Source organism: Bacillus songklensis, from assembly GCF_042649685.1.
GTDB classification, from domain to species: domain Bacteria; phylum Bacillota; class Bacilli; order Bacillales; family Bacillaceae_H; genus Bacillus_BA; species Bacillus_BA songklensis.
Window position 1 is genome coordinate 304,392 of record NZ_JBHRZT010000072.1, and the last position, 7,029, is coordinate 311,420.

General features: G+C 40.7%; 7 protein-coding genes, 1 pseudogene and 1 riboswitch. Of the genes and pseudogenes, 7 read left to right on the forward strand and 1 reads right to left on the reverse strand.

Annotated features, from left to right (window positions below; all coding sequences use genetic code 11):
* The first annotated feature begins 178 nt into the window (after positions 1-178).
* The 7 genes and pseudogenes from mbcS to ACFOU2_RS20335 all read left to right on the forward strand — a co-directional run bounded on the left by mbcS (position 179) and on the right by ACFOU2_RS20335 (position 6,618).
* Positions 179-1,774 (forward strand): acyl-CoA synthetase MbcS, encoded by a 1,596-nt coding sequence (mbcS, locus tag ACFOU2_RS20305; RefSeq protein WP_377918119.1) that lies wholly within the window; start codon positions 179-181, stop codon positions 1,772-1,774.
* A gap of 617 nt (positions 1,775-2,391) precedes the next feature.
* Positions 2,392-2,877, forward strand: a complete 486-nt coding sequence (locus ACFOU2_RS20310) for a nitroreductase family protein (RefSeq protein ID WP_377918120.1) — start codon at positions 2,392-2,394, stop codon at positions 2,875-2,877.
* Between the two features lie 225 nt (positions 2,878-3,102).
* Positions 3,103-3,228: a hypothetical protein gene (locus ACFOU2_RS20315; RefSeq protein WP_377918121.1), complete on the forward strand. Its 126-nt coding sequence runs from the start codon at positions 3,103-3,105 to the stop codon at positions 3,226-3,228.
* Positions 3,229-3,634: 406 nt separating this feature from the next.
* Positions 3,635-3,727, forward strand: a pseudogene (locus ACFOU2_RS20320) (DNA-binding response regulator); the annotation flags it as partial.
* Between the two features lie 285 nt (positions 3,728-4,012).
* Positions 4,013-4,456 (forward strand): hypothetical protein, encoded by a 444-nt coding sequence (locus ACFOU2_RS20325; RefSeq protein ID WP_377918122.1) that lies wholly within the window; start codon positions 4,013-4,015, stop codon positions 4,454-4,456.
* Between the two features lie 289 nt (positions 4,457-4,745).
* Entirely contained in the window at positions 4,746-5,426 is a 681-nt protein-coding gene (locus ACFOU2_RS20330; protein ID WP_377918123.1) for an AbrB family transcriptional regulator, read from the forward strand.
* A 193-nt stretch (positions 5,427-5,619) separates the two neighbouring features.
* A riboswitch (yybP-ykoY riboswitch) is annotated at positions 5,620-5,723 on the forward strand.
* 187 nt (positions 5,724-5,910) lie between these two features.
* The gene (locus ACFOU2_RS20335) at positions 5,911-6,618 is read left to right on the forward strand and encodes a TerC family protein (RefSeq protein WP_377918124.1); all 708 of its coding nucleotides are present in this window, start codon (positions 5,911-5,913) and stop codon (positions 6,616-6,618) included.
* A gap of 174 nt (positions 6,619-6,792) precedes the next feature.
* Here ACFOU2_RS20335 and ACFOU2_RS20340 read toward each other — a convergent pair.
* On the reverse strand, positions 6,793-7,029 hold a 237-nt coding region (locus ACFOU2_RS20340; protein ID WP_377918125.1), incomplete at its 5' end, for a hypothetical protein.

Consider the following 7,029-nt stretch of genomic DNA (forward strand, 5'->3'; position numbering starts at 1 on the left):
AGTAGCAGATAATAACAATTGGTTATATAATAATAAAATACAGGGGAATTTTTCATGGGTCTTTTACATAAAATGCAATTTTCAGACTTTTCTAAATGTTATTCAAGAAGGGATAAGGGGAATTTTACCGGCAGCTTGTGAAGTTGAGGGTTTTGAGAAAAAGAGAGGAGAATTAGTGATGAATGTAAACGAACTGATCGCACCCGAGCGATACAATCTGACAGAAGAGATTGAAAAACATGCTTCTGACAAAGTGGCATTAAAATGGGAGAACGATCAAGGCGAACAGAAAGAAATTACATACAATCAACTAATAGGACAAGGTAATCAATTGGCCAATGCTTTGATAAAATTGGGTTTAACAAAAGGAGATCGTGTACTTGTTGTTGTTCCGCGTCTCATTGAGTCTTACGTGGTTTATTTCGCATGCTTGAAAGCGGGGCTTGTGATTATTCCATCATCGGAATTGCTGCGGGCCAAGGATATCAGCTATCGAATTAACCATGCGGAAGCGAAAGCTGTCATTTCGTTTGCGGATTTTTGCCAGGAAGTGGATCATATTCAGGAAGAAATACCATCACTGCAAGTTAAGCTGACGTTTGGAGGAGAAGTGGACGGCTGGATGCCGATGGAACAATTAATGGGCAATGAATCCGATCAGTTTGAGCGAGCAGAGACGACAAGAGAGGATATTGCGTTCTTGCCTTACACTTCCGGGACGACGGGGCAGCCGAAAGGGGTTGTGCATCGTCACGGATGGGCGTATGCCCACTTGCGCATCGCAGCGGACAAATGGCTCGCTATCGGCGAAAACGATAAAGTATGGGCAACAGCTGGCCCTGGCTGGCAAAAATGGGTGTGGAGCCCATTTCTTTCCGTTCTGGGTAAAGGAGCAACAGGATTTGTGTATTATGGGCGATTCGAACCTCGTAAATATTTGCAATTGCTGCAGGATCAAAAGATCAATGTGTTATGTTGCACACCGACGGAATATCGGTTGATGGCCAAGGTGGACCATCTGTATAATTTTGATCTTTCCAACCTTCATAGTGCCGTTTCCGCAGGGGAAGCACTAAACCGTGAAGTGATGGATGTGTTTAAAAGACATTTCAATGTTCAGGTACGTGATGGATATGGCCAGACCGAAAGCACATTATTAATTGGCACATTAAAAGGAATGGAAATTCGTCCTGGATCTATGGGAAAACCGATTTTAAAAGATTTTATCGACATCATTGACGAAAACGGTGAACCAATAGCAGCCGGAGAAGTAGGTGATATCGCGGTTCGCAAAGAATTTGGAGCGCTCTTCCAATCCTATTATAAAGATCCTGAGCGAACAGCCCGGGCATTTCGCGGAAACTATTTTGTGACGGGTGACAGGGCATGCAAGGATAGCGAGAACTATTATTGGTTTGAGGGACGTTCAGATGACATAATCATTAGTTCCGGCTATACGATCGGCCCTTTTGAAGTAGAAGATGCCCTTATGAAACATCCGGGCGTCAAAGAATGTGCCGTTGTGGCAAGTCCTGATCCAATCAGAGGAAATGTAGTAAAAGCATTTATCATTTTAAAAGAGGGATACAGCGGAGAGGACGCCTTAACAAAGGAATTGCAGGATCATGTAAAAAGAATCACCGCTCCTTACAAATATCCTAGATTAATTGAATTTGTAGAGGAGCTTCCGAAAACGGATTCCGGAAAAATCCGCCGTGTTGAACTGCGAAAGCGGGAGCTTCAAAGGGCAGAGCAAATGAACATGAAAAAATAAGAGGATAACATCCAGCAAGGAAACACTTGGTCACCGCTTGGTGGTTTTCCGCAATACAAGAAAGAGGCGCACTTCAACGAGTGTGCCTCTTTTTATTTTTAGCCCTATAGTTAGAGGAGGTATGATCCCTCTCTAACGGACAATAAAGAAATTTACTATGGTATATTCTTTCATTACCTTATGATCTTCTTAACAGGTTCGGGCATCTATTTATCCGTAAAATTGTTGGGAGCACGGAGCAAAAGCCGAAAAAAACGTTCGTTAAAGGTATCGGAATCGCAGCAATAGATTCCTTTATGGAGATGAAATCGTATGGGTGAAATAAAAAACGGCAATCAAATAGATAGATAAACATCGCTGAAAGTGGTAAACCAAGATGTGAAAGCCTATCTTCCAAAAAACTATAAAGGTGATATATTAGTTGAACGCCACCGAATCAAATTGCATAGTCTGAAATAGGTTCGTATAAAGGAAAAAGGGTATACTGCAGTTTCGTATCATCGATAAGCGGTAGAATGAATGATGTATCAACCAGTTTAAACGGGGCGTTTAAACGTTGTGAAATATGGCAAGTATTAAACCAAGTCTTGGAGTTATATTTAAAGGAGGAAATTGATATGGATGTACTGACAGTAATTAAGAGTCGCCGAAATATCAAAAAGTTTAAGGCCGATTCGATTGATCATGATTTGTTAACATCATGGTTACAGGCTGCAAGCTTGGCTCCAAACCATCGGATGACTGAACCGTGGGAAATTTTATTTGTCGGTCCCAAAACGAGAGCCGGATTGAACCATAAGAGTAATTTTGGTAGTGCTCCTGTCGTTTTGGCGATTTTATCTAAGAAAGGCAATTCTGTAGTTGAAAGGGAGGAGAACATGGCAGCAACTGCTTGTTTCATTCAAAACTTCATGTTGGCAGCCTGGGATGCAGGTGTCGGGACACTTTGGTCTTCCATCGGTATCACCCCTAAAAACCGGACCGTTCTTGGCGTTCCTGATGATTACGATATTGTAGGCGTTTTTGGAGTAGGGTTCCCTGAGGAGATACCGGAAGCAAAGCCACGAACACCTATTGAAATGAAAATCAAACATCTTTCATAAATAATTGTCAACTCACACCCTAACAAAAAACACATTCTTTGCATCACCCGGTCCAGGGTGTTTTTTTATTGGTAAAGGAACATTTGTTCTGTTATTATGAAATGGATAAGTCATTTTTATGAAAGCTCATATGCTTAGAGAAGAGCTTAAAAAAAGAAAAATTGTACATATTATCAATTACTTTCTGTGTGCTAGTATATTGGATAAGTGGTTAGGGGAGTCATTATGATCAAACTTAAGTTATTAAAAAAGCTGCGTATAAAACGTCGTGAAAAGGCGAGAGAGATTGCTGTACGGGCGCAAAAACTAGTAGAGAGAAGCAGAAAAGAAGAGAGAAAAATTTCATCATGATTTAAAAGAAGGATAGTTGCAAGGGACCGTTTTGTACATTTCGTTAGTTATACACCGATTTGTGGAACGGTCCCTTTTGCTTTTATCCTCCTCCATGAATTAAGTCACCATGTAGGCAGAATAAAAAATGGTGTCACATTAGAAACAGAGTGTTAAGGAGTATGAAATGTTTGCAAACCAGTCTCTTTTATTTGTATTCCTCTATAGGCTTTATTCAAGAAGAGACAACGGAAAAGTGCCGATGAATAAGGCTGGGTGACAGGTGCTTATGCTATTTATGACCTTTCTATTGTTTATCTTGAATAAGCTTACAAAGGTTCTCGTATAAACGAAATGAACAAAATAGATAAATAGAACAAAAGGAATTAATCAAACTAATCGTTTTTTAAGATTTTATATTACGAATTATTTACACAAATTAGTTTCTACCAATGAATGTATGGCAGAGCTTGAATACGGAATTGTGGGACGTCCAGAACGCAAATATTATCTTTCTTAGGTGTCCAACGTTTTTCAGAATTTGCATCGAATGATTTTTATCTGCCTCCGTTTCGGAAGGTACAAGCAGATAAGAGCAGTAAGATAGAAAAAAGCGGGGGTTATGGTTAATATGCCTGGTTTGTTTGCTTGCAGGAATAATTGCAGGCTGCTTATCATTAAATTCCCGTAATAATCAATATAATGAAAAGATAGATCAGATAGAGCTCATTGCTCCTAATTTTGCAGGAGGGAGTGGGATTTAACTGCCCGATTCATGCAAACCATTTTAAATGGGAAGAGCATTGTGAAAGAACCGATCGTGGTAAGAAACAAAGCAGGGGGCGGCGGTGAAGCAGGATGGAAGTATGTAAAACAACAAGATGGACATGTGCTGGCCATGAATTCAAGCTTGCTCATCACCAATCATCTGCTGGGACGAAGCCAGCTGACATATAAAGAATTTACCCCGATCGCCACGATAGCAAAGGAGTGGGAAGTGGTGGTCGTGTCAAGGGATTCTTCAATACACGGTGCAAAAGAGTTAATGGATAGGCTGAAAAAAGATGCGAAAACAATTAGGATCGGCATTTCTCCGTGGCTGGGTAATGATGATCACTTATCTTTCGTTCAGGCAAGTAAAGCATTTGGGATTAATCCCGCAGAACTTGAGTTTTTTGTGTACAAAAATAGTGGTGATGTTGTGAAGGCTGATAGCTTTTCCGGGACACAGCAATTAATTGTATTATGACAGTTCGCGAAAAATGGGGTTCTTGCTTGCTTTAATTGCTGAGTCAGATTGAAAACAACATCATACAATATGCTGTTGTTTTCTAAACTCCCTATCAATCAAGGGGGAACATTATTTATTAATCAAAGAAAATCAATAATTAAATATAATGAAAGAAGGCTTGCATCATGTTCAAATTGTCCGATCAGAACCTTCGGATAAACAAGGCCTATTTGTGTAGGTTTATTGAAACCCTCTTCATTGCAATCGTGGGAGGAAAAATCTTTACCATGCTGCATTTGCCGCTTTCATGGATGCTTGGACCTTTAACGGGGGTTCTGCTGTGGCAGGCTTCATCAAAACGCAAATACATGGCTTGCCCAACGCGAGCTCCCCACGAACCAATTCCGTGCAGCAATCTGCCGAAACGTTCTTGCCTGGACTTTCCATTCCAAGCGTTCTTTTTGTTGCGACTCTTGTTTTATTCGTTGCTGTTCTGGCAGTCAAATTCAAATTCCCAACCCCCTGGATCATTGGCCCGCTCATTACCTCTGCCGTGCTAACAGTAACGGGATACACTGTGCCGCATTTACCGCAGCCGTTCGTCATTGCGGCGCAATGCAGCCTGGGCATTTACCTGGGTCTTGGGATTAAGCTTAACACGCTGAGTAATTGGCGCCGGCTTTTACCATATTCATTTGCTGCAGGTCTTGCAATTGTTGCCTTTGCCTTTGCCATTTCGTATGGTATGAGCCTGATTTACCCTATCAGTCTTGTTACTGCTTTTCTAAGCGTTGCCCCGGGGGGCCTTCCTGAAATGGGGGTAACTGCCCATACAGTTAATGCGGACGTCTCGATTGTCACAGCATACCAGCTATTCCGTGTCTTTTTTATCCTCTTTATCGTTCCATTGGCATTGAGGCGAGTGTTTGGGGGGGAGGACCAATCATTCTCGCAATCATCAAAGAGGGTTGGCGATAATGTGAGATAATAGGATGGACAAAATGAATATAATAGCTTTTAAGATAGTAAAGGATATAATCTTTACAAAATCACCTTTATAAATTAAGATAAACTCATAAACAAAGTGGTTATAAAGGTAAGATTACCGGTTTTTCTTAAGAAGCATAGTAGGGAATTGACAAATTGTTCCTTATGGTTTAGAATAAAATTAAATCATATGTTTCTCACGTAAAGGGGAGTAGCGTCAGGTTAATCCTGAAACAAAGTCGTCATTACATGGATTCGACGTCCATCGGCTTTGTTGGCATAATACATACTTATGCTTAGCAAGACCTTTGCCTATTAACGGCAGGGGTCTTTTTGTGTTGTCAAAAAGAAACTGCCGGTAACCGTAAGGGGGTCCGACAATGAGAGTTTCTTTTACTATAGTAGTCTCTTCAAAAAAGTCCATTATTTTAAATAACTAGCCCCTATACACATAAATACAAAACTTTTTTGAAGGAGGAATAAAAATGGAAATTTTAACTACAGAGTTTTTATCCGCATTGCTGGCGATTGTGGTCATCGATTTAGTATTGGCCGGTGATAATGCGATTGTCATCGGGCTTGCAGCAAGGAATTTACCAAGGCATCAGCAAAAGAAAGTTATCATCTGGGGATCGGTTGGAGCCATTTTGATCAGGGTTGTGGCTACCATGGCTGTCGTTTGGTTACTCAAAATACCAGGGTTACTTCTACTTGGAGGAGTCCTTTTAGTCGGCATTGCTTACAAGCTGCTAGTAGAGGAAAAAGGACATGATGTAAAAGCAGGTGATAGTTTCTGGGCAGCTATTCGAACCATTATCGTAGCTGACGCCTTAATGGGTCTGGACAATGTGTTGGCTGTCGCGGGTGCAGCACACGGAAGCTTTTTGCTTGTTGTTCTCGGATTGTTAATTTCCGTTCCGGTTGTGATGTGGGGAAGCACCTTAATTTTGAAATGGGTTGAACGTTTCCCTGTCATCATTACAATTGGTTCCGCTGTATTAGCATGGACAGCTTCAAAGATGATTGTTGGCGAACCGTTTTTGAAGGACTTCTTTGCCAACGATTTTATCAAATATGGATTTGAATTATTAGTGGTGGCGGGTGTTGTGATCGCGGGAAAACGAAAGCAAGCGAAAATAGCGGCACACAATCAACAGCAGGAAGAAGTATTGAAAAAGGTACAATCTCAATAATAGAAAAGTCCCTTGGATATACATGTTCATATGTTCAGGGGACTTTTTATTTTCCTCCTTTTGATGAACATTTCTAGAACTTTACTGAAATTTTAGTCAACCCACGCAATAAGTTTTTGCTTTCCAGCCTTTCCTTTTCGTTTGTTTATTCAACATTTTGAAAAAAGAATAAATTCACCGATATTTTTTTAAAAAATAGTAAGAAATACGAAAGATTTTTTTACCGCTTTTATATATTATATAGATCGATTTAGAAAATTCGACCTGACCAAAGAACGGCCATGCCAAATTTTCTAGACCTAAGCGGCTGGCCCCCCCCTTGCGGGGTTGGCGCCAACCGCTTAGGTGAACCCTTGAGGGCGAATTCAAGTTGTCTGGATCACCGATTGTGATGCCTCTTGATTGAATGAA